We start from the raw sequence: 22,130 nt of genomic DNA on the forward strand, positions 1-22,130 counted from the left end.
TCCCACGAGTACCACCGGGACGATCACCTCATGAATGGTCAACCGATCACGGAGCAGCCCTCGGCCACCGCGGCCCTGCGGCTCGGCACCCGGCGCAGCGCCCTCGCCATGGCGCAGTCGGGCATGGTGGCCCGCGAGGTGACCAGGGTCACCGGGCGCCCCGTCGAGCTGGTCGAGATCACCACCTACGGCGACACCTCCCGGGAGTCGCTGGCGCAGATCGGCGGCACCGGGGTGTTCGTCTCCGCGCTGCGCGACGCGCTGCTGGAGGGCCGGATCGACTTCGCCGTGCACTCGCTCAAGGACCTGCCCACCGCCGCCCCCGAGGGCCTGGCGCTGGCCGCCGTCCCCGAGCGGGAGGACGTCCGGGACGCCCTGGTCGCGGTCGAGGGCCTGGCCCTGGACGAGCTGGTGGAGAAGCTGGCCGGCGCCGGCCGTCCGGCCCGGATCGGCACCGGCTCGCCCCGCCGGATGGCGCAGCTGAACGCCTGGGCCGCCGCCCGCGGCGTCCAGCTGGAGACCGTCGCGATCCGCGGCAACGTGGACACCCGGATCGGCTTCGTGACCAACGGCGAGCTGGACGCGGTGGTGCTGGCCACGGCCGGCCTGAACCGGCTCGGCCGCAGCGCCGAGATATCCCAGCACCTCGACACCGAGGTGATGATCCCGGCTCCCGGCCAGGGCGCGCTCGCGATCGAGTGCACCGCCGCCGACACCGCGCTGACCGCCGCGCTCGCGGCGCTGGACCACGCCCCCACCCGGGTCGCCGTGGCCGCCGAGCGCGCCCTGCTGGCCACCCTGGAGGCCGGCTGCTCGGCACCGGTGGCCGCGCTGGCCACCTGGGGCCGGGAGAACGAACTGCGGCTGGACGGCGTGGTCGGCGACCCCGACGGAACCGCCCTGCTGAAGATGTCCGCCAACGGTCCGATCGTCCTCGACGAGAACGCCGAGCAGCAGGCGGCGGCCCTCGGCCGCGCGCTGGCTGACCGGCTGCTCGCCGCGGGCGCGGCCGCCCTGATGGGGGAGCGAGCCCGATGAGCCCCACCGCCGCCACCGACGCCCTGTTCCCGGCGGGACAGCCCGCCACCGGACGGTGCACCTTCCTGGGCGCGGGCCCCGGGGACCCGGGCCTGCTGACCCTGCGCGCGGTCGAGGTGCTGTCCACCGCCGACGTGCTGGTCGCGGACCCGCTGACCGCCGCCGCCGTACGCAGCCACTGTCCGGCCGGCGTGCTGGTGCACGCCCCGGTCGCCGAGGGCGCCGACTTCGACCTGGCCAAGCTGGTCGCCGAGGCCGTCCGCTCCGGCAAGCACGTGGTCCGCACCGTCGACGGCGACCCCGGCCTGGACGGCTGCGCCGCCGAGGAGATGCTCAGCTGCGCGGGCGACGGGATCCCGTTCGAGGTGATCCCGGGCGTCGCCCAGTCGGTCGGCGTCCCGGCGTACGCGGGCGTCCCGCTGCGGGCCGGCTCCGGCACCGACGTGCGCTTCGTGGACGGCGCCGCGCTGCTGGCCGGCGGCCCGGTGGACCTGGGGGTGCCGGAGACCACCCTGGTGGTCCGCACCACCCTGGGTCAGCTGCCCGCCACCGCCGCGGCCCTGGTCGCGGGCGGCCGCAAGCCGGAGTCGGCGCTGAGCGCCACGCTCTCCGGCACCACCACCCGCCAGCGGACCTTCACCTCCACGCTGTCCGGCATCGCGGCCGACCTGAAGGCCGCCCGGGTGCTGCCCTCGCCGGTCTCCGCCCCGGTCGACCCGGCCACCTCGGTGATAGCCGTGGTGGGCGAGCAGGTCGCCCACCGGGCCTCGCACTCGTGGTTCGAGACCAAGCCGCTGTTCGGCTGGAACGTCCTCGTGCCGCGCACCAAGGAGCAGGCCACCGGCCTGTCGGAGCAGCTGCGCTCGTACGGCGCGGTGCCGCAGGAGGTGCCGACCATCGCGGTCGAGCCGCCGCGCACCCCGCAGCAGATGGAGCGGGCCATCAAGGGCCTGGTCACCGGCCGCTACGAGTGGATCGCCTTCACCTCGGTGAACGCGGTGCGCGCCGTCCGGGAGAAGTTCGAGGAGTACGGCCTGGACGCCCGCGCGTTCGCCGGGATCAAGGTCGCGGCGGTCGGCGAGACCACCGCGCAGGCGCTGGTGGACTTCGGCGTGAAGCCGGACCTGGTGCCCTCCGGCGAGCAGTCCGCGGCCGGCCTGCTGGAGGACTGGCCGCCGTACGACCCGGTCTTCGACCCGATCGACCGGGTGCTGCTGCCGCGCGCCGACATCGCCACCGAGACCCTGGTGGCCGGCCTGGTCGAGCTGGGCTGGGAGGTCGACGACGTGACGGCGTACCGGACGGTGCGCGCCTCGCCGCCGCCGGCCGAGACCCGCGAGGCGATCAAGGGCGGCGGCTTCGACGCGGTGCTGTTCACCTCGTCCTCGACCGTCCGGAACCTGGTCGGCATCGCGGGCAAGCCGCACAACGTCACCGTCATCGCCTGCATCGGCCCGGCCACCGCCAAGACCGCCGAGGAGCACGGCCTGCGGGTCGACGTGATGGCCCCGGCGCCGTCGGCGGCCGCGCTGGCCCAGGCGCTGGCAGACTTCGGGGCCAAGCGGCGCGACACCGCGACGGCCGCCGGTGAGCCGGTCTACCGGCCCAGCGAGCGCCGTCCCGGCTCCCGCCGCAAGGCCCGCTGACATCCCTCACGGCCGGGGGCGGCCGACCGTCGCCCCCGGTACTGCACAACCGTTCGGAGAGAGAAGCCGTGTCCGCTGAATTCCCGTACGTACGTCCGCGCCGGCTGCGACAGAGCCCGGCGATGCGCCGCCTGGTGGCCGAGACCCGGCTGCACCCGGCGGAGCTGATCCTTCCGCTGTTCGTCCGCGAGGGCGTCAGCGAGCCCGTCCCGGTGACCTCGATGCCGGGCGTGGTCCAGCACACCCGCGACACCCTGCGCAAGGCCGCGGTGGACGCGGCCGAGGCGGGCCTGGGCGGCCTCATGCTGTTCGGCGTCCCCGAGGTGCAGGACGCGATCGGCAGCGAGGGCACCAACCCGGACGGCATCCTCCAGCAGGCGATCCGGGACGTGGTCTCCGAGGTCGGCGACTCCCTGGTGATCATGTCGGACCTCTGCCTGGACGAGTACACCGACCACGGCCACTGCGGCGTGCTGGCCGCCGACGGAAGCGTCGACAACGACGCCACCCTGGAGCGCTACGCCGAGATGGCCCGGGTGCAGGCCGACGCCGGCGTCCACCTGGTCGGCCCGTCCGGCATGATGGACGGCCAGATCGGCGTGATCCGGCGGGCGCTGGACGAGGCCGGGCACCAGGACGTGGGCATCCTCGCCTACACCGCCAAGTACGCCTCGGCCTTCTTCGGCCCGTTCCGCGAGGCCGTCGGCTCCTCGCTCAAGGGCGACCGCAAGGCCTACCAGCAGGACCCGGCCAACGCCCGCGAGTCGCTGCGCGAGCTGGAGCAGGACATCGCCGAGGGCGCGGACATGGTGATGGTCAAGCCGGCCATGTCCTACCTGGACATCGTGCGCCAGATCGCCGACGCCTCCCCGGTGCCGGTCTCCGCGTACCAGGTGTCCGGCGAGTACGCGATGGTCGAGGCGGCCGCCGCGAACGGCTGGATCGACCGGGAGCGGATGATCATGGAGACGCTCACCTCGATCCGCCGCGCGGGCGCCGAGCAGATCCTCACCTACTGGGCCCTCGAAGCCGCCGCGATGCTGAAGTAGCGGACTCCGCACGACGGAAGGCCGGGCCGCCCCCGTGGGGGAGGCCCGGCCTTCCGGGTTTCCCGCTAGATGCCGACGTTGCCGGCGTGGGCGAAGCCCGCGCCGCCGCCGATCAGGTCGGTGGCGGTGGCCGCGCCACCACCGAAGCCGCCGGCCACGACGTCGCCGGCGTGGGCGACACCGAAGCCCTCGGCGGCCGCGAACGGCTGGTCGGCGGAGGCGACGAACTCGCCGCCACCGGCCAGGCCGACGTGGGCGAAGGCCGGGGTGGCGGCACCCGCGAGCGCCAGAGCGGCGGCGGCGGTCAGGGCGGCCTTGGCCAGCTTGCTCTTCATGGAACTGCCCTCTCTCTCGGAGCGCCCCCGCGGGCGCTCTGACACGTGATCACATCCGGCGTCCCGGCCCGGCGCCCCGTGCGCCGGGCCGGGACGCGTTCACCCGTCCGGACCGCGCTGCCGCGGCCGGCCGGACACTTCGTCCGCACAGCCCGGAGGGCCCGGGGAGACGTTCCTCCCCGGGCCCTCCGTCCGTGCCATGCCCCGTGATCAGCCGATCAGGTGCGAGACACCCGCGTCGCCCGAGGACTGGGTGTTCTGGCCCACGTCGCAGATCTGCTTCGGGGTGCTGTTCAGGATCGGCACCTCGACCGGGACCGCGACGCCGACGACGGCGACGGCGATGTTGTGGATCTCCGGCAGGCAGATGTTCGGGTTGTCCAGAACGTGGCTGTTCGGGCTGCCGTTGCCCGTGGTGCCGGTGTGGTTGGTGCCGCCGTTGCCCTGGACGGAGGTGGCGGCGCCGTCCGAGTCGACGATGGCGGAGGCCGAGCCCGCGGACATCGCGAGCGCGGCGGCGGCCAGGCCGGCCGCGGTGAGGGTCTTCTTGATCATTTCCGGTTTTCCTCTCGGGGTGAATCGGGGAGCGATTCGTGGGGTGGTACAGGGAGAGCAGAGCGGGGAGCCGTCAGCCGATCAGGTGGGACACGCCGCCGTCGCCCTGGCTCTGGGTGCCCTGGCCGATGGTGCAGTACTGCTTGCCACCGGTGTTGGCGACCGGGACCTCGACCGGGACGGCCACGCCGAGCACGCCGACGGCGATGTTGTGGATCTCCGGCAGGCAGATGTTCGGGTTGTCCAGGAAGTGGAAGTTCGGGCTGTTGTTCCCGACCGTGCCGGTGAAGTTGGTGCCGCCGTTGCCCTCGATCGAGGCGGCGGCGCCGTCCGCGTCGCCGATGGCGTAGGCGGGCGCGGCGGCACCGGCCAGCGCGGCGACGGCCAGGCCGGCGGCGGCGAAGGACTTCTGGATCATGGCGAGATCCCTCTCTGAAAATGCTCTTTGGATTCCGTGCGTACAACGCTGAGAACGCTCAGACCCGGTCTGCAGTCACTGACGTCCAGATCAAAGAACGACGGCACGGAAGGTTACGGGGATTCTTGAAAAGAGTCCCGGAGGCGCGGCGCCGACGGGAATCCGGTCGGATTATTAACCCGAACCGGTTAACCGGTGCAATCCGTGCTCCCGCTCACTCGTTGAGCAGATCGCTTTCCGGCTGCGGCCCCCCGCAGCCGTTCCAGTGATCTCCAGTACGGACAGCAGAACGGTGAAAAGCATGAAGTTCTCCAAGCGGGCCGGCGCGATGCTGCTGGCGGTCGGTGCCGGTGTGCTCGCCTCCCAGGGAGCGGCTTCCGCCGCCCCCGCCGCTCTCGACCAGGTCGGCGCGCTGGAGGACGCGCTGGCCACCCAGCAGGTCCCGGCGGACGTCCCGCTCGCCCCGCTGGGCAGTCACCTCACGGCCGGCATCCCGACCTCGCTGCTGATGCCGCCGGTGCCGGGCCCGACCACCAGCACCGGCGGCCAACTGCTCCCGGAGCAGATCGTCCCCCAGCTGGGCACCGGCAAGGTCGGCCCGAGCGCCGACGCCGAGCTGCCGCTCCCGCTGGTCGACCAGAGCGCCGACCTCGGCAAGGTGCTGCTGGACGCCCCGGCCGCGCCGCTGCACGCCAAGACCCCCGGGCTCACCCTCGGCCAGCCGCTCGCCCTCGCCCAGGACGGCGCCGGACAGCTCGCCGACGGCCGGCTGAAGGTGGACGAGATCGACCCCCGCCTGATCGCCGGCGCGGTGCAGGTGGTCCCCGGGGCCAAGGCCAGCCTGGGCGGCGAGGACAGCCGGCTCTCCCTCACCGACGCGGCGGGCGCCCTGGCCGGGACCACCACCGTGATGACCGGCGGCGTGGTGGAGCAGACCGGCCTGACCGACCTCACCCGGTCCTAGCCCGCGGGCGTACGGGAGCCCGGCACCCCGACCGCGCGGCGGGATGCCGGGCTTCTCGTACGCCCGGGAGGGGGCTCAGCCGGGGAGGAGGCCGGTCAGCCCGCCGACCAGCGGGAGGTCCTTGACGCCGCCGCCGGCGCTCAGCGGGCCGGTCAGCGTCCCGGTGCCGACCGAGGGCAGGCCCTGGTCCGGCTGGAGGGCCGCGCCGTTGTTGAGGAAGTCGGCCGCGGAGTTCGCCCACGGGTCCAGCCGCAGACTCTTGATCGGCGCGATGCCGTAGCCGAGGCCGGTGGTCGTTCCGTTCAGGGCCTGGCCGACGTCGGTCTTGGCCAGCGTGGCCGAGCCGGGGGCCGCCTCGCCCGGCGCGGTGGCGGCCTGCGCCGAACCGGCGCCGAACAGCACCGCGGCGCCCGCGGCGACGGTCAGGACGGCCGCGCTCTTCTTCGAAACCATCGTGATCACCCTTCGGTGGATCGGGGAGCCCGGACGGCTGTCCGGGGATGCCGAACTGCCCCCCGGCCGGCTGGTCGGGGGGCAGGACGGCCGGAACGCGTGCCGATCGGGGATCAGCAGTCGTCGTCGGCGTGCGGCGGCAGCTCCACGTTGGCGCACTTGCCGCCGAACGCCGGGTTCAGCAGGCCGACGATGTCGATGGTGTTGCCGCACAGGTTGATCGGGACGTCGAGCGGCACCTGGATCTGGTTGCCGGAGACGACACCGGGGGAGCCGGCGGCGACGCCCTCGGCGGACGAGTTGGCGGCGGCGGATCCGGCCACGCCCAGCACCAGGCCGGCGGCGGCGGCGGAGAGGACGGCGGCCTTCTTCATGTTCTGCATGGGGGTTGATCTCCTCGATCACACACGGGTTGAGCGTGCCGCGCCCCGGCGCTGCGGGGCGCGGCACGGGCTCGGGTGAATCAGCTGTCGCCGGTGCGGCGACCGCGGGTTCAGCCGATGTTGGCGCACTCGGCGCCGAAGGCCGGGTTCAGCAGGGCGATGATGTCGATGCTGTTGCCGCACAGGTTGATCGGCAGGTGGATCGGCACCTGGATCTGGTTGCCCGAGAGCACACCCGGGGAGCCGGCGGCGACGCCCTCGGCGCCCGAGCTGGCGACCGCGCCACCGGCGCCACCGAGCACCAGGCCGCCGACGGCCAGCGACAGGGCCGCGGCCTTCTTGAGGTTACGCATGTCATTCCTCCGATTTCTGCCCGACGGAAGGGGAATGTCGGGAGCCGGGCGAGCACGAATACTCACCCGAAGGCTTCAGGGATTGCCGTGATTGTCACTCGGTCGGCGCACGCCGCCGTGTTTCGCCCATGGCTGGGGCGCGGCCGCGGCTGCGCGGTCGCATTGCCTCCCGAAACGATTCCCGCACGGCCGGGAAAAGCTCGGATAAAGGCGCGACCAGGTGGAATTCCGGTCGGGCGTTCCGGCACGGGTTGCCGGACGCCGGGTTTGGGAGGCCCGCCGCGTGGGGGCCGTGGAGACCGGGTTCCGTGAGGGAGAACGAGACGCCGCCCGAGGGGAAACGGTCCGATCCGCCCATCACCCGAATGCCGCTGCAGGCGACCCGATTGCGCCGGATGGGTGACAGTGCGGGGCCCGTCGCAACCGGTCTGGTGGGGTCTCGTTCTTGATGTCGCACTCCCCGTGCATATCTGTCGAACAGTCAGGAGGCTCGTATGAGCATCAAGAAGACCGCCGCCGTCGGCGCGGCCGTGGTGGGCATCGTGGCCACCGGCGCCGGTACCGCGATGGCCAGCTCCGGCGCGCAGGGTGTCGCCGCCGGTTCCCCCGGTGTCGTCTCTGGCAACCAGGTCCAGGTCCCGGTGCACCTCCCGGTGAACCTGTGCGGCAACACCATCGACGTCGTCGGCCTGCTGAACCCGGCGTTCGGCAACAAGTGCGCCAACGTGGGCTGAGCCCGCACCCGGTTCGGCCGGTACGAGCCGCCGTTCCGCGCCTCCCTCCTGGGGCGCGGGGCGGCGGCTCTTCGCTTGCCCGGAATCCGGCGGTCCGTCAGTTCCCGGCGATGTCGCGAGTCTTGTTGTGTTACTTGTCAGTTCCTAGAATGCGAGACCTGCTCACCTTTCCTGCTCCTCTCTTGCTCCGCACCGCTCGGCTCCCCGCCAGGGCGGTCCCCCACCCCCGCAAGGAGTCGCGTGTGACCAGGTCCCCACTGTCGGCGGCGCGGCGAACGCGCACGGGCGCGTCCCGGTGCGCCGCGCTGCTCGCCACCGGAGCCCTCCTCGCCACCCTCGGCCTGGCCGGCGCCCCCGCCGCCCTGGCCGACCCCGCCCCGGCCGCGCCCGCGGCCACCCGTCCGGCCGCGATCGTCGCCCTCGGCGACAGCGCCATCTCCGGGGAGGGCGCCGGCACCGACACCAACGACGGCTACTTCCCGGAGACGGACAGCCCCACCAACTACTGCCACCGCCACCCCAAGTCGGAGATCTTCGTCACCGACATCCCCGGGGTCACCCCGATCGACCTCGCCTGCTCCGGCGCCCAGACCGGCGACCTGGTCAGCGACCCGGAGCTGGCGAAGATCACCGGCCAGGGCAGCGGCGACTTCGGCGAGCCCAAGCAGGACGTCAAGCTGGCCGACACGGCGGCGAAGTACGACGTCAAGATGGTCGTCGTCACCATCGGCGCCAACGACGACTTCGACTTCAGCGGCATCATGATGCACTGCCTGGCGCAGTACTTCCCGATCCCCAAGGACCAGGGCTGCCGGGACACCATCGGCAGCGACGAGATCCGCCGGCGCGCCAAGGGCGTCCAGCCCAAGGTGATCGCGGCGCTCCAGAACATCCGTCAGACCATGCGCAGGGCCGGCTACGCCGACTCCTCGTACCAGCTGGTCTACCAGTCGTACTTCAACCCGATCACCCCGGACATCCGGCGCAACGACTACGTCGGCAAGGTCGCCGACGGCTGCCCGGCCTTCCCCGAGGACCTCGCCTGGGGGCACAACTGGGTGGTGCCGACCCTCAGCGACGCGCTGCGCGGCGCGGCCGAGCAGGTGCCCGGCGTCCGCTACCTGGACCAGCGGCGGGTCGCCTTCGGGCACGAGGTCTGCGCGGAGTGGACGAGCTCCCCGTACGAGTACACCAACGGGGACGTCATCAACCTCTCCGAGTGGGTGCGCAACGGCTGCGACTCGCAGATCGGCATCCCCGGGCTGTGCATGAACATGATCCGCCAGTCGTACCACCTGCGGGTGGCGGGCTACCGCGGTGAGGGCGTCTGCCTCGGCCAGTTCTACTCCCGCCCCGAGCTGGCGCAGGCGTACTGCACGCTCAACCAGCAGAACGCCACCTCGATCCAGCCGCTCAGCCCCGGACAGCCGTTCGGCGACGTCCCCGAGGACGGCTCCTGGTACCAGCTGACCAACGCGGCCACCGGCAACGCGCTCGACCTCACCGGCGGCGGCAGCTACGGCGACTCCACCAACGGGCGGGCCGCGATCAGCTACCCGGCCACCGGCGGGCTCAACCAGTCCTTCGTCCTGGAGGCCAAGGCCGGCGGCAGCTACGAGGTCGACTTCAGCGGCAACCGCGACATGTGCCTGGACGCCAACGCCGCCTCCACCGCCCCCGGCACCCGGATCCAGCAGTGGGGCTGCAACGGCGGCGGCAACCAGCGCTGGGTGTTCAAGCCGGCCGGCGACGGCCGCTACAAGATCGCCGACTCCCAGGACCAGGGCAAGGTCCTGGCGGTCGGCAGCACCCTCGACGCCAAGGGCAACCCCTACGTCGAGCTCGCCACCGACACCGGCGCCGCCGGCCAGCTCTGGCAGCTGACCAAGCTCGGCATCGTCTACGTCCACGGCTGATCCACCCCGGATCCTCCGGCCGCCGCCGTCCCCGCCCGGGGCGGCGGCGGCCCCGTTCCCGCCCGGGTCCGGGGCTCCAGGGGGTTCCCGGTCCGGAGGCGTGCCGTAGGCTCACGGGAAAATCGTTGCGCCGGAGCCGCGCGGACCACGAGCGGGGCGGGGAGTACCCAGACCAGATGAGCACGGCATCGAGCACCGAGTCGTCCAGCACCCAGCCCGACGTGCCCGAGACGGCGTCCGAGACGGCGCGCGCGGAGGCCTCCGAGGAGCGCGCGGGCCGGGCGCCCGGGCGGTTCGGGGCGCTGGTGGACCGCTTCGCGCCCGCGCTGGGCGCGTACGCGGTGGTCAAGGCCATCGGCCTGACCGTCTTCATGCTGCTGCTCTCGCACACCGGCGACTACCTGAAGAAGCAGCCGGGCCGCGGCGGCGGCGCCAACGCCTGGGACGTGCTGGGCACCTGGGACGGCGTCTGGTACCAGCGGATCGCCGAGAACGGGTACGACCCGCAGCTGATCCCGCTGCACGGCTTCCCGCTGGCCACCTACTACGAGAACTCCGCCGCCTTCTTCCCGCTCTACCCCTGGCTGATGCGGCTGGTCGGAGCCGTCACCGGGCTCGGCCCGTACGGCTCCGGGATCGTGGTCTCGGTGCTCGCCTCGCTGGTCGCCGCGGCCGGGATCTTCGCGGTCGCCGAGCGGCTCGGCGGCCGCCGGGCGGGCGTGATCGCCGCGGTGCTCTGGGGCCTGTTCCCGGGCTCCGGCGTGGAGTGGGCGGTCTACTCGGACTCGCTGTTCGTGGCGCTGTCCGCCTGGGCCTGCTACTGCGTGATGACCCGCCGCTGGCTCGCGGCCGGCCTGCTGGCGCTGGTGGCGGGCCTCAACCGGCCGACCGCCGCCGCGCTGATCGCCGCCGTCTCGATCGCCGCGCTGGTCGCGCTGGTCCGCCGCACCGACGGGGTGGCCCGCCCGCTGACCGCGATGCTGATCACCCCCTGGGGCCTGATCGGCTACATCGCCTGGGTCGGCTGGCGGATGGGCGACTGGGGAGGCTACTTCAAGCTCCAGCAGGGCGCCTGGAACCGCTACTTCGACGGCGGCGCCTCCACCCTGCGCACGATCATGGACGTGATCACCGGCCACTGGACCTTCTGGCAGTCCAACCCCGTCCCGGACCTGATCGCGATCGCCCTGCTGATGGCCCTGCCCGGACTGCTGGTGCTGCTCTGGCGCACCCGGCCGCCGCTGGTGCTGTGGGTCTACACCGCGCTCACCATCGCCACCGCGCTGAGCAGCAACCAGATCTTCGGCAACATCTCGCGCTACCTGCTGCCCGCCTTCCCGCTCTGCATCGGCCTGGCGGTGGCGCTGCGCCGGGTGCGGACCTCCTCGCTGGCCGGGCTGCTCGCGATGCCGGTCCTCGCGGCGGGCTGGTACGCCGGGTATGCGCTGTTCGAGTTGGGCATCCCGTAGACCCGGCGTTGGTTGGCAACGGGATCATCCGGCAGCAGATGGGCCGTTGCTAACCTCGGACGCATGACGACGACCCCGCCGCCCGTGCGCCAGATCCGCGACATCTCCGGGCTGATGGACCACGCGAGCCACGTGCTGGCCACCCGGATGGCGGCCGCCTTCACCGAGCTCGGGATCACCCCGCGCGCCTACTGCGTGCTGTTCCACGCGCGGGAGGCCGAGCGCACCCAGATCCAGCTGGCCGAGCTGGCGGACCTGGACAAGACGACCATGGTGGTCACCGTCGACGAGCTGGAGAAGGCGGGCCTGGCCGAGCGCCACCCGTCCGCGACCGACCGGCGGGCCCGGATCGTGTCCGTCACCGAGGCGGGCGAGCGGGCCGTGGCGCGGGGCACCGCGATCGCCGACCGGGTGCACCGCGAGCTGCTGGAGTCGCTGCCGGCGCCCGAGCGCGAGGTGTTCGTCTCGGCCCTGGCCCACCTGGTGGACGGCCACCTCGCGGAGCCGGTCGAGGTCGAACGCACCGTCCGCCGCGCCCGTCGCGCCCGGGGGTAGGCCCCGAGCGGGGCCTACCGGGCGTCAGAACTGGCGAGCGGTCAACTCGCCTGGCCCCGAACCGTGTTCGAGCGGCGGGTCGAGGCGGGACGTCACGGCCAGACCAGGCAGTACAGCTGGTGCCCCGCCTCGTGGAGGCGGTTGGCGAAGTCCTGCCACTCGTGCAGCATGCTGTAGATCACGAAGGCGTCCCGCGGCCCGCGCCGGTCCGGCACGGTGGACCAGATGAAGGCGGCGGCGCCGAGTTCGGTCTCGTCGGCCTTGCGCAGCGGTTCGACGACGTTGTGGGGGAGCTGGACGACGGCGTAGTCGGGGTGCAGCACGACCAGCTCCAGCGGCGGCACCTGGTGCAGCGGGACGCCCTGGATACCGGTGAGCACCATGGCGCTCATCGTCTCCGGCTTGATCTTGGTGGAGAGGTGGCCGGTGGGGGAGCCGCTGGTCTCCATCAGGTCGCCGAGCCGCCCCAGCGCGCCGAGCTCGCCGGCGTCCAGGCCGAGCCCGCCCGGGCCGAGGGCGGTGGGAACCCTGGCGGCGGTCGCGCGGTCCGGGGCTCCGAAGTACTTGTAGGTCACCCCCACGCGTCCCTCACTCCGCCTCTCACCCCCGCGCCGACCGCGACCCGTACCCGCTCCCGTACCCCCGCGTGCGGCCTCGGCGGGCCGTCGGGAGCCCCCCGCGGCCTCGTCGTAGCCGTCCTGCGCCTCGGACACTCGGACCATCCTCACCGGAATTCGCCGGAATCGACAGACCCCCGCACATCCGGCGCCCACCGGACGTGCTCCTTACCCGTCATGCGCCGCCGTACCCATTCGCGGTACGCGGCAGTCCTCTCCACACCCCTGCACACAAACCGGAGCCCCTGCGCACTCTGTGTACACAGTCTGACTGGTCCCCGGTCCGGTGCAGTCAGCGGCCCCTGCTGTACGGACAACCGTACAGACAACGGTGCCCGGATCATCGTTCCAGATGATCGGGTCGGACATGCAGAGCGTGAGGACACGATTTGAGACCATGTCTTTTGTGAGCTACCCCTACGAAGCCCCCCAGTCCCAGTCGCTGTTCGACCGCGCCTCCGTGGTGACGCCCGGCGGCGTCAACTCCCCGGTGCGCGCCTTCCGCGCGGTCGGCGGCACGCCGCGCTTCATGGTGTCCGGCACCGGCCCCTACCTCACCGACGCCGACGGCCGCGAGTACGTCGACCTGGTGTGCTCGTGGGGTCCGATGATCCTCGGCCACGCGCACCCCGCGGTGATCGACGCCGTCCGGCAGGCCGTCTCCAAGGGCACCTCCTTCGGCACCCCCGGCCAGGGCGAGGTCGAGCTGGCCGAGGAGATCGTCGCCCGGGTCGCCCCGGTCGAGCAGGTCCGGCTGGTCTCCTCCGGCACCGAGGCCACCATGTCCGCGATCCGGCTGGCCCGCGGCTTCACCGGCCGGGCGAAGGTGGTCAAGTTCGCCGGCTGCTACCACGGTCACGTGGACGCGCTGCTGGCCGCCGCCGGTTCCGGCGTCGCCACCTTCGGCCTGCCGGACACCCCGGGCGTCACCGGCGCCCAGGCCGGCGACACCATCGTGCTGCCCTACAACGACCTCGCCGCCGTCGAGCGGGCCTTCGCCGCCCACCCGGGCGAGATCGCCTGCGTGATCACCGAGGCCTCGCCCGGCAACATGGGCGTCGTCCCGCCGCTGCCCGGCTTCAACGGCGGCCTGGCCCGGCTCTGCCGGGAGAACGGCGCGCTGTTCATCTCCGACGAGGTGATGACCGGCTTCCGTGTCTCCAAGGCCGGCTGGTACGGCCTGGAGGCGGCGAACGAGGGCTGGGCGCCGGACCTGCTGACCTTCGGCAAGGTCATGGGCGGCGGCTTCCCGGCCGCGGCCTTCGGCGGCCGCGCCGACGTGATGGCGCACCTGGCCCCGGCCGGCCCGGTCTACCAGGCGGGCACCCTGTCCGGGAACCCGATCGCCACCGCGGCCGGCCTGGCCCAGCTGCGCGGCTGCACCGACGAGGTGTACGCGACGGTGGACAAGGTCGCCGCCGAGGTCTCCGGCCTGGTCGCCGACGCGCTCACCAAGGAGGGCGTGGCGCACCGGCTGCAGACCGCCGGGAACATGTTCTCGGTGTTCTTCACCGAGGCCGCCGTCACGAACTACGACGAGGCGAAGACCCAGGAGGCGTACCGTTTCACCGCCTTCTTCCACGCCATGCTGGCCGAGGGCGTCTACCTGCCGCCGTCCGCCTTCGAGTCCTGGTTCGTCTCGGCGTCCCACGACGAGCGGGCGATCGAGCGGATCGCCGCCGCCCTGCCGGCCGCCGCGCGCGCCGCTGCCGCCGCCACGGCCTGACCGCCGCGGCCCGTACCCGATTCCCAGGAGTAGTCGAGAAGTGAGCGCCAAAGAGATCACCGTCGTCCACGTGATGCGGCACGGCGAGGTGCACAACCCGGAGGGCGTCCTGTACGGGCGCCTGCCGGACTACCACCTGTCCGAGCTGGGCCGGAAGATGGCCGAGCGGGTCGCCGAGGACCTGGCCGACCGGGACGTCACCCACGTGGTGGCCTCCCCGCTGGAGCGGGCCCAGGAGACCGCCGCGCCGATCGCCGAGGCGCACGGCCTGGCCGTCGCGGTGGACGAGCGGCTGATCGAGGCGGAGAACGTCTTCGAGGGCAAGACCTTCGGGGTCGGCGACGGTTCGCTGCGGAACCCGGGCTACTGGAAGTACCTCACCAACCCGTTCAAGCCCTCCTGGGGCGAGCCGTACCTCGACCAGGTGGTGCGGATGATGGGTGCGCTCGGCGCCGCCCGGGACGCCGCCCGCGGGCACGAGGCGGTCTGCGTCAGCCACCAGCTGCCGATCTGGATCCTGCGCTCCTTCGTCGAGCGCCGCCGGCTGTGGCACGACCCGCGCAACCGGCAGTGCTCGCTGGCCTCGCTGACCAGCTTCACCTTCGAGGGCGACAAGATCGTCTCGGTCGGCTACCGCGAGCCGGCCCGCGACCTGCTGCCCGCGCACCTGGTGGGCAAGGGCCGCAAGGGCGACAAGCCGGTGGGCAAGAGCTTCGGCGCCTAGCCTCCGTAAGCGGCGTGTAAGTATGACTTCGGGTCACCTGGCGAACGCCGGGTGACCCGATTTCGTCGCAGGTCAGAGGGGGTGCGACGCGCAAGGCAGGACCCCGGCGAACCCGCCCGGAACTCCATGCGAAACTTTTCACATGTCTGCCATGACGCGCCCCCGTCCCCGTGTCGCCGCAGCAGCCGCCGCCACCGTCGCCGCCGCTGCGCTCGCCCTCACCGGCTGTACCTCCTCGGGCTCGTCGGGCAGCGGCGAGGGCCAGGTCGGCTTCGTCACGGTCAAGGGCACCAACCTGTCGAAGGCGGAGGCGGGCAAGCGCGGGGACGCGCCGGACATCACCGGGGAGACCCTGGAGGGCACCGCGGCCAAGCTCTCCGACTACCGGGGCAAGGTCGTCGTGCTGAACGTCTGGGGCTCCTGGTGCGGCCCGTGCCGGGCCGAGGCCAAGAGCCTCCAGACCGTCTCGGAGAAGTACAAGGACCAGGGCGTCCAGTTCCTCGGCATCAACACCCGGGACACCGAGAAGCAGAACGCCCTCCGCTTCGAGCAGGAGCAGGGCGTCACCTACCCGAGCCTGTTCGACCCGGCCGGCACCCAGCTGCTCAAGTTCCCCAAGGGCAGCCTCAACCCCCAGTCCATCCCGACCACCCTGGTCGTCGACCGGGACGGCAAGCTGGCCGCCCGCGCCGTCGGCGGCACCACCGAGGACGCGCTGGAGTCGATCCTCCAGCCGGTGGTCGCGGAGCAGAAGCAGTGAGCCTGCCGCCGCTGCACCTCGCCGACGCCACCTCGACCGTCCAGAGCGGCGCGCTGCTGGCCGCCGCCCCGGTCGCGCTGGTGGCGGGGCTGGCGTCGTTCTTCTCGCCGTGCGTGCTGCCGCTGGTCCCGGGCTACCTGTCGTACGTGACCGGCTTCTCCGCCGCCGACCTCGCGGACGCCCGCGGCTCGCGGCGCGGCCGGATGCTGCTCGGCGTTGTGCTGTTCATCCTCGGCTTCACCGCGGTGTTCGTCTCCACCGGCGCCCTGTTCGGCTACTTCGGCCAGGAGCTCCAGGACTACAAGCGGATCATCAGCATCGTGCTGGGCTCGCTCACCGTGGTGATGGGCCTGGCGTTCATGGGCCTGGTACCCGGGCTGAGCATGCGCGAGGTCCGCTCGCACCGCCGTCCGGCCGTCGGCCTGCTGGGCGCCCCGATGCTCGGGGTGGTCTTCGGCGTCGGCTGGACCCCGTGCATGGGCCCGACCCTGACCGCCGTCCAGAACCTGGCGCTCAACCAGGCCGACGCCCAGCGTGGCGCGCTACTGACCACCTTCTACTGCCTGGGCCTCGGCGTACCGTTCATCCTGGCCGCCGTGGCGTTCCGCCGGGCGCTGGGCGCCTTCGGCTGGGTCAAGCGGCACTACCCGCTCGTCATGAGGATCGGCGGCGGCATGCTCGTCGCGGTCGGTCTGCTGCTCGTCACCGGGATCTGGGACTCGATGATGAGCCAGCTGCAGTCCTGGACCGCCGACTTCCAGATCGGAATCTGACCGTGAGCGACACCACGACCGAGACCGAGCAGCCCCCGGCGCCGGACGACAGCGCCGCCGAGCGGCTCAGCACCGCACCGGTCGAGTCCGAGGGCCCGACCGGCATGGGGGCGTTCGGCTGGGCGCGCTGGATGTGGCGCCAGCTGACCTCGATGCGGGTCGCCCTGATCCTGCTCTTCCTGCTGTCGCTGGCCGCCATCCCCGGCTCGCTGATCCCGCAGAACGGGCAGAACCAGTTCAAGGTGCAGACCTGGAAGGCGCAGCACACCACGGTCGCGCCGATCTACGAGAAGCTCCAGCTGTTCGACGTCTACAGCTCGGTCTGGTTCTCCGCGATCTACATCCTGCTGTTCGTCTCGCTGGCCGGCTGTATCGTCCCGCGCACCTGGCAGTTCGTCGGCGTGCTGCGCGCCCAGCCGCCGGCCGCCCCGCGCAACCTGACCCGGATGCCGGTGCACGCGGCCTGGCGCACCTCGGCGGACGCCGAGAAGGTGAACGCCGCCGCGCACCGGCTGCTGCGCAAGCGCGGCTTCCGCGCCCACCTGTCCGGCGGCGCGGTGTCCGCCGAGAAGGGGTACCTGCGCGAGGTCGGCAACCTGCTGTTCCACCTGTCGCTGTTCGCGCTGCTCGGCGGCTTCGCCTGGTCCAGCCTGGCCGCCGGCACCGGCGGCAAGCTGATGATCGAGGGCGAGGGCTACTCCAACACCATCACCCAGCTCGACGACTTCACCGGCACCCGCTTCTACGGCAGCCAGGACCTCGACCCCTTCTACCTGAAGCTGAACGGCTTCACCTCGAAGTTCCAGGAGAAGGGCGACCAGATCGGCGCCGCCCGGCAATTCACCGCGAACGTCGAGTACTACGAGGGCAGCGACGAGTCCAAGCTGAAGAAGTCGACCATCGAGGTCAACCACCCGCTGGAGGTCGGCGGCAGCAAGGTCTACCTGATCGGCCACGGCTACGCCCCGTTCGTCACCGTCAAGAACGGCAAGGGCGAGGTCGTCTACCAGGGCGCCGTCCCGTTCCTGCCGCAGGACGGCAACCTGACCTCCACCGGCGTCGTGAAGGTCTCCGACTACGGCGCGGGCCCCGACGGCAACAAGACCCAGATGGGCTTCTCCGGCTTCTTCCTGCCGACCGCCCCGCTGAGCTTCGAGGGCACCGGCCCGGTCTCGCTGTTCCCCGGCGACGCCGCCCCCGAGCTGGTGCTGAACGCCTTCGCGGGCGACCTCGGCACCGACTCCGGCCTGCCGCAGAACGTCTACCAGCTCAACACCCGCAAGCTCACCCAGCTGACCCAGGACGGCCAGCCGGCCAAGGCCAGGCTCAAGCCCGGCCAGGCCTGGGCGCTGCCCGACGGCTACGGCTCGGTGACCTTCGAGGGCTACAAGCAGTGGGCCAGCTTCAACATCACGCACCGCCCGGGCAACGAGATCGCCCTGGCCGGCGGAGTGCTCGCGATCCTCGGCCTGATCGGCTCGCTGTTCATCCAGCGCCGCCGGATCTGGGTGCGGGCGGTCGCCCTGCCCGGCGGCGGCACCCAGGTGGAGCTGGCCGGCCTGGCCCGCAGCGAGTCGGCGAAGATCGCCGAGGAGCTGGCGGAGCTCGCGGTCGACCTCCAGGACGACGCCCCGGCCTCCGAGGACGAGGACGAGGACGAGGGCGACACCACCGAAACGGACGTACCCGAGGAGCCCGGGGACCCCACCGCCCCGAAGGCCTCCCCGGACCCCGCAGCCCCTGCCGACCAGAACTCCAAGGAGTAGACGGTGCACCTCGCCTCGGCGGTCGACCCACAGCTGGCCGACCTCTCCAACAAGCTGATCTATTCGGCGATGGTGGTCTACACCCTCGCCATGTTCGCCCACATGATCGAGTGGACCTTCGGCAGCAGGGGCGGCGTCGCCGTCCGCTCGAAGGAGCAGGCGGGCAGCCTCGCCGAGACCGTCGCCGCGGCCGGGCAGCAGGCCGCGAAGAAGGTCACGGTCACCGTGGCGGGAGCCGGCGGCGGCACCACCACGCTCACCCGCACCGCGGTCGCGGGCGAGGGCGCGACGGTGGTCACCAGCGGGCGCGGCGCCGACGAGGTGGACGGCCCGGGCGCGGCCGGCACCAACGAGAAGGCCGACCTGGCCGGCCGGATCGCCATCTCGCTCACCGTGCTCGCGGCCCTGCTGCACGTGGGTGGGATCGTCACCCGCGGCCTGTCGGTCTCCCGCTGGCCGTGGGGCAACATGTACGAGTTCTCGTGCGCGTTCGCCTTCGCCATGACGGCGGCGTACCTGGTGCTGCTGGCCGCGAAGAAGAACGTCCGCTGGCTCGGCCTGCCGGTCGTCCTCGCGGGGCTGCTGACCCTCGGCATCGCCACCACGGTGCTGTACACGGACTCCGAGCAGCTCGTCCCGGCGCTGCACTCGCCGTGGCTGGCGATCCACGTCTCCACCGCGATCTTCTGCGGCGGCGCCTTCTACGCGGCGTTCATCGCGACGCTGCTGTACCTCGGCAAGGACTCCTTCGACAAGCGCATGGCGGCCGGCCTCACCACCGGTCCGCTGGGCACCTCGGCCTCGATCTGGCGCCGGCTGCCCGCCGCGTCCACCTTCGACAAGCTGTCCTACCGGATCAACGCCCTGGTCTTCCCGCTGTGGACCTTCACCATCATCGCGGGCGCGATCTGGGCCGAGGCGGCCTGGGGCAAGTACTGGGAGTGGGACCCGAAGGAGACCTGGTCGTTCATCACCTGGGTCGCCTACGCCTGCTACCTGCACGCCCGTGCGACGGCCGGCTGGAAGGGCCGCAAGGCCGCCTACCTGGCGCTGGCGGCGTTCGCCTGCTGGCTCTTCAACTACTACGGCGTGAACATCTTCGTCACCGGAAAGCACTCCTACGCGGGGATCTGACCGGGGCACACGATCACCCACCGGCCCGGCTCTCTCCCACAGGTAGCCGGGCTGGGGCTTGTCTCCCGGCGTCGCGGGCCCGGTAAGGACCCGGGAGACAAGCCCTGGGTGCGACAGGGGTAGTGCGTGCCGGCCGCCGGTCGGCGCGAGAGGGAATTGAGGAGGAAATCGCGCAATGGAGTGCGACGAGGTCATGCTGACCGTCCGAATCACCGCCGCCGAGCGCATGCTGCTCCGCAGGCTCGCCCAGGGGCACCGGAGCGACGTGTCCGAGGTGGTGTCCGACGCGCTGCTGGACATCATCCCCACGCTCAGCGCGCCGGGGGACGCCTACCGGCTGCTGGGGGCGCTGGTGGTGCCCGCGCCGTGCGCCCTGACGGTCTGGCTGCCGACCCCGCTGGCCGACCTGCTGGTGCCCGGCGCGGCCCGGATCGCCCAGATCACCGACGTCCGGATCGAGTCCGCCAGTGCCGCCCTGGGCGCGGCGCTGCGGCTCTGGCTGGCCCAGGACCCGGTCCGGCTGGCGACCAACCTCAGCGTGATGCACGCGGGCCGGCCGGCGGCCCTGGTGGCCGCCTGACGGGGGTCAGCTCGCGAGCGGCAGCCGGGTGCCGTCGAGGTCCGGAGCGGCGGGGCGGCCCTCGCAGGCGTCCCGCCGGGCCGGTGCCGTCGGGCTCTCGGCCGGCCCGTCCAACGGCGCGGTGAGCAGCACGCACTCGGCCGCCGTCCGGCCGTCCTGGACCAGCAGGACCCGTACCGGCAGCCGTCCGCCCGCCCCGGTCGCCCCGGAGGCCGGCTCGGGGACCGCCCGGACGAAGCAGGGCCGGTCCAGTTCGATGTGGTGCTCGAAGGAGGTCACCAGCTCGACCGGCACCACCGGCTCGGGGTGGCGCAGCCGCTGGGCGGCCTGCCGGGCGGCCTCCAGCACCAGCATCCCGGGCACGTGGTCCAGCTCGTGGTCGAACAGCACCGGGTGGGTGGCGTCGGCCCGCAGCAGCCAGGTGTCCGGGGCGAGGGTCGGGCTGAGCACCACGTCCTCGGGCTGCGCGCGGCCGACCAGCTGGGGTGCGGCCGGCGCCGGCGGCCGCGGCGGGGCGGCGCGCCGCTCGGGGCCGCGCAGCCGGGCGTACGCGGCGGGGGAGAGCACCCGCAGCCGGCCGCTGCCGTGGCCGACCGGCCGGCCGTCCCGGGTGACGTCGACGCACACCCGCAGCGAGGCCAGTTCGCCGTGCCGGATCCGGACGTCCTCGCAGCCGACGGCCAGCATCAGCGAGGCGGGGCCGGCGCTGACGGCCAGGCCCGGCAGCCCGGGCCCGTCGAGCGCGTAGGAGAGGTCCTCCAGCACGAAGTGGTGGCCGCGCGGCACCCCGAACCCGGCGTGGCCGATCAGCAGCCCCGCCTGGCGGATCGTTTCGGCCAGCAGCACCGGGTCGTGGTAGCGGTCCCCGGGCAGCCGGTAGAAGCCGTGCAGCCGGGGCCACTGGGCGCCGAGCAGGAAGTCGTACGGGCCGGTGGCCTGCCAGCCGGTGAGGAAGACCTCGGACACCGAGGCGCGGTGCACCAGGTGCCGGGAGACGGTCCGGTCGTGGAAGTCGTAGCCGGTCGCGGGGCCGTCGTGGAAGAGGTCGAAGCCGCCGCCGCTGCCCGGGCCGGGGTGGGCGCACGGGCCGAGCGGGTCCGGCTCTACGATCGATGGCATGACGGGCCCCCGCTTCAGGGTGTCGGTCGGAGCGGCCGCTACGGCCGTCCGAGCAAAACATACATACCACCCGGTTTGTGTTCGGCGACTGGGGGTGCCCGGGCCGCACTCGCCGGCCTGATCACGCTACCCGCCCCGTGGACTGGGGGAATGCCCGTTCGGAGGGTCTCGGACCATCGGTGGGGGCCCGTACCCGCTGGACGGCGGGGACGGCGAGCGCGCTGCAGGCGCTAGATTAGATACCAACCATGCGGTTTCGGAAGATGCCGTCCGCATGCGAGCGCCGCTCCCGCAGGGGCCGCGCCGACAGCTGCCGGGTGGGGCGGGGATCGCGCCCGGTCGAGTCCGGAGGGGGCCAGTGGTCAAGCAGGAACGGGCTGGGCGGACCCGGCAGGCCGTACTGCTCGCCGCCGCCGAGACCTTCGCGCGGGTGGGCTTCGAGGCCGCCAGCCTGGTCGACATCAGCCGCCGGGCCGGGGTGAGCAAGGGCGCCCTGTACTTCCACTTCGTCTCCAAGCAGGCGCTCGCCGACGGGGTGCGGCGCGCCTCCGGGCGGGAGGTCGGCTCGGCCGCGCTGCGCGCGCTGCGGGCCGATGGCCCGGCGCTCCAGGGCCTGATCGACTTCTCGCACGAGCTGGCCCGGCTGCTGCGCGAGGACGTGGTGGTGCGGGCCGGCGTCCGGCTGGGCCGCTCGGGCGCGAGCCGGGGCGGCGCCCAGGAGGGGGCGGACGGGTCCGCTCCGGTGGCCCCGGAGGTCGCCTGGCGCGGCCTCGCCGCCGTCGTCCACCGGCTGCTGGACCGCGCCGCGGACGCCGGGGAGCTGTGCCCCGGGGTGGACCGGCGGACCGCCGCGGAACTGCTCACCGCGGTGGCGGCGGGCCAGGTGCTGCTCGCGGGCGAGGAGGCCGGTCGGCCCGGGCCGGAGGACGTGAGCCGGCTCTGGACGGCCGCGCTGCCGGCCCTGGTGCCGTCGGAACGGCGGGCGGGGGGCCCGCGCCCCGCGGCCGGCCCCGGGCCCCCCCGGGGGCGGGGGGGCCGCCCCCCCCCCCCCCCCGCCGCGCGG

24 protein-coding genes are annotated in these 22,130 nt (G+C 72.9%); 16 read left to right on the top strand and 8 right to left on the bottom strand.

Going from position 1 to position 22,130, the window contains the following annotated elements; genetic code table 11:
* The first annotated feature begins 30 nt into the window (after positions 1-30).
* The 3 genes from hemC (at position 31) to hemB (ending at position 3,733) form a co-directional block, all read left to right on the top strand.
* Positions 31-1,038, top strand: a complete 1,008-nt coding sequence (gene hemC, locus ACGF0D_RS17615; protein WP_392867700.1) for a hydroxymethylbilane synthase — start codon at positions 31-33, stop codon at positions 1,036-1,038.
* On the top strand, positions 1,035-2,684 hold the full coding sequence (locus ACGF0D_RS17620; RefSeq protein ID WP_392867697.1) for a uroporphyrinogen-III synthase: 1,650 nt from the start codon (positions 1,035-1,037) through the stop codon (positions 2,682-2,684). The genes hemC and ACGF0D_RS17620 overlap by 4 nt, the downstream gene beginning before the upstream one ends.
* Positions 2,685-2,752: 68 nt before the next feature.
* A complete protein-coding gene (gene hemB, locus ACGF0D_RS17625; protein WP_392917064.1) occupies positions 2,753-3,733 on the top strand; it encodes a porphobilinogen synthase in 981 nt (326 codons plus the stop codon).
* 65 nt (positions 3,734-3,798) lie between these two features.
* On the opposite strand, the gene ACGF0D_RS17630 is transcribed toward hemB, so the two are convergent.
* From ACGF0D_RS17630 to ACGF0D_RS17640, 3 genes are all read right to left on the bottom strand, one after another.
* On the bottom strand, positions 3,799-4,068 hold the full coding sequence (locus ACGF0D_RS17630) for a hypothetical protein (protein ID WP_392917067.1): 270 nt from the start codon (positions 4,066-4,068) through the stop codon (positions 3,799-3,801).
* A 210-nt stretch (positions 4,069-4,278) separates the two neighbouring features.
* Positions 4,279-4,623, bottom strand: a complete 345-nt coding sequence (locus ACGF0D_RS17635) for a rodlet layer protein (protein WP_392867688.1) — start codon at positions 4,621-4,623, stop codon at positions 4,279-4,281.
* A 73-nt stretch (positions 4,624-4,696) separates the two neighbouring features.
* Entirely contained in the window at positions 4,697-5,041 is a 345-nt protein-coding gene (locus ACGF0D_RS17640; protein ID WP_392867685.1) for a rodlet layer protein, read from the bottom strand.
* A 301-nt stretch (positions 5,042-5,342) separates the two neighbouring features.
* Here ACGF0D_RS17640 and ACGF0D_RS17645 point away from each other — a divergent pair, with 301 nt between their 5' ends.
* Positions 5,343-6,005: a hypothetical protein gene (locus ACGF0D_RS17645; RefSeq protein WP_392917070.1), complete on the top strand. Its 663-nt coding sequence runs from the start codon at positions 5,343-5,345 to the stop codon at positions 6,003-6,005.
* A 75-nt stretch (positions 6,006-6,080) separates the two neighbouring features.
* On the opposite strand, the gene ACGF0D_RS17650 is transcribed toward ACGF0D_RS17645, so the two are convergent.
* The 3 genes from ACGF0D_RS17650 to ACGF0D_RS17660 form a co-directional block, all read right to left on the bottom strand.
* The gene (locus ACGF0D_RS17650) at positions 6,081-6,458 is read right to left on the bottom strand and encodes a hypothetical protein (protein WP_392917073.1); all 378 of its coding nucleotides are present in this window, start codon (positions 6,456-6,458) and stop codon (positions 6,081-6,083) included.
* Positions 6,459-6,571: 113 nt separating this feature from the next.
* Positions 6,572-6,841 carry a chaplin gene (locus ACGF0D_RS17655; RefSeq protein ID WP_392867676.1) on the bottom strand — a complete coding sequence of 90 codons (270 nt, stop codon included), beginning with the start codon at positions 6,839-6,841 and terminating at the stop codon, positions 6,572-6,574.
* 110 nt (positions 6,842-6,951) lie between these two features.
* Complete coding sequence (locus tag ACGF0D_RS17660) at positions 6,952-7,194, bottom strand: chaplin (protein WP_392917076.1); 243 nt, start codon at positions 7,192-7,194, stop codon at positions 6,952-6,954.
* Between the two features lie 494 nt (positions 7,195-7,688).
* Here ACGF0D_RS17660 and ACGF0D_RS17665 point away from each other — a divergent pair, with 494 nt between their 5' ends.
* The 4 genes from ACGF0D_RS17665 (at position 7,689) to ACGF0D_RS17680 (ending at position 11,868) form a co-directional block, all read left to right on the top strand.
* On the top strand, positions 7,689-7,928 hold the full coding sequence (locus ACGF0D_RS17665) for a chaplin (protein ID WP_392917079.1): 240 nt from the start codon (positions 7,689-7,691) through the stop codon (positions 7,926-7,928).
* A 242-nt stretch (positions 7,929-8,170) separates the two neighbouring features.
* Complete coding sequence (locus ACGF0D_RS17670; RefSeq protein ID WP_392917082.1) at positions 8,171-9,844, top strand: RICIN domain-containing protein; 1,674 nt, start codon at positions 8,171-8,173, stop codon at positions 9,842-9,844.
* 176 nt (positions 9,845-10,020) lie between these two features.
* Complete coding sequence (locus tag ACGF0D_RS17675) at positions 10,021-11,313, top strand: glycosyltransferase family 39 protein (protein ID WP_392867664.1); 1,293 nt, start codon at positions 10,021-10,023, stop codon at positions 11,311-11,313.
* A 63-nt stretch (positions 11,314-11,376) separates the two neighbouring features.
* Positions 11,377-11,868 carry a MarR family winged helix-turn-helix transcriptional regulator gene (locus ACGF0D_RS17680; protein ID WP_392867661.1) on the top strand — a complete coding sequence of 164 codons (492 nt, stop codon included), beginning with the start codon at positions 11,377-11,379 and terminating at the stop codon, positions 11,866-11,868.
* 92 nt (positions 11,869-11,960) lie between these two features.
* Here the strand turns inward: ACGF0D_RS17680 and ACGF0D_RS17685 are convergent, their stop codons facing one another.
* The gene (locus ACGF0D_RS17685) at positions 11,961-12,443 is read right to left on the bottom strand and encodes a hypothetical protein (protein ID WP_374119985.1); all 483 of its coding nucleotides are present in this window, start codon (positions 12,441-12,443) and stop codon (positions 11,961-11,963) included.
* 439 nt (positions 12,444-12,882) lie between these two features.
* On the opposite strand from ACGF0D_RS17685, the gene hemL reads away from it, so the two are divergent.
* The 7 genes from hemL to ACGF0D_RS17720 all read left to right on the top strand — a co-directional run bounded on the left by hemL (position 12,883) and on the right by ACGF0D_RS17720 (position 19,948).
* On the top strand, positions 12,883-14,211 hold the full coding sequence (gene hemL / locus ACGF0D_RS17690) for a glutamate-1-semialdehyde 2,1-aminomutase (protein WP_392867655.1): 1,329 nt from the start codon (positions 12,883-12,885) through the stop codon (positions 14,209-14,211).
* Between the two features lie 73 nt (positions 14,212-14,284).
* Positions 14,285-14,935, top strand: coding sequence for a histidine phosphatase family protein (locus ACGF0D_RS17695; protein ID WP_392868755.1), 651 nt, complete (start codon positions 14,285-14,287; stop codon positions 14,933-14,935).
* 142 nt (positions 14,936-15,077) lie between these two features.
* Complete coding sequence (locus ACGF0D_RS17700; protein WP_392867652.1) at positions 15,078-15,695, top strand: TlpA family protein disulfide reductase; 618 nt, start codon at positions 15,078-15,080, stop codon at positions 15,693-15,695.
* 2 nt (positions 15,696-15,697) lie between these two features.
* Positions 15,698-16,468, top strand: a complete 771-nt coding sequence (locus ACGF0D_RS17705; protein ID WP_359902907.1) for a cytochrome c biogenesis protein CcdA — start codon at positions 15,698-15,700, stop codon at positions 16,466-16,468.
* 2 nt (positions 16,469-16,470) lie between these two features.
* Positions 16,471-18,234, top strand: coding sequence for a cytochrome c biogenesis protein ResB (locus tag ACGF0D_RS17710; protein WP_392917085.1), 1,764 nt, complete (start codon positions 16,471-16,473; stop codon positions 18,232-18,234).
* 3 nt (positions 18,235-18,237) lie between these two features.
* Entirely contained in the window at positions 18,238-19,368 is a 1,131-nt protein-coding gene (gene ccsB, locus ACGF0D_RS17715) for a c-type cytochrome biogenesis protein CcsB (RefSeq protein WP_392917087.1), read from the top strand.
* A gap of 175 nt (positions 19,369-19,543) precedes the next feature.
* A complete protein-coding gene (locus tag ACGF0D_RS17720; RefSeq protein WP_392917090.1) occupies positions 19,544-19,948 on the top strand; it encodes a hypothetical protein in 405 nt (134 codons plus the stop codon).
* 6 nt (positions 19,949-19,954) lie between these two features.
* Here the strand turns inward: ACGF0D_RS17720 and ACGF0D_RS17725 are convergent, their stop codons facing one another.
* On the bottom strand, positions 19,955-21,067 hold the full coding sequence (locus ACGF0D_RS17725; protein WP_392867640.1) for a ScbA/BarX family gamma-butyrolactone biosynthesis protein: 1,113 nt from the start codon (positions 21,065-21,067) through the stop codon (positions 19,955-19,957).
* A gap of 358 nt (positions 21,068-21,425) precedes the next feature.
* On the opposite strand from ACGF0D_RS17725, the gene ACGF0D_RS17730 reads away from it, so the two are divergent.
* Positions 21,426-22,130: ScbR family autoregulator-binding transcription factor (locus ACGF0D_RS17730; RefSeq protein ID WP_392917093.1), on the top strand; the 705-nt coding region annotated here is incomplete at its 3' end.

This window comes from Kitasatospora sp. NPDC048298 (assembly GCF_043201465.1).
In the GTDB taxonomy this organism is placed as follows: domain Bacteria; phylum Actinomycetota; class Actinomycetes; order Streptomycetales; family Streptomycetaceae; genus Kitasatospora.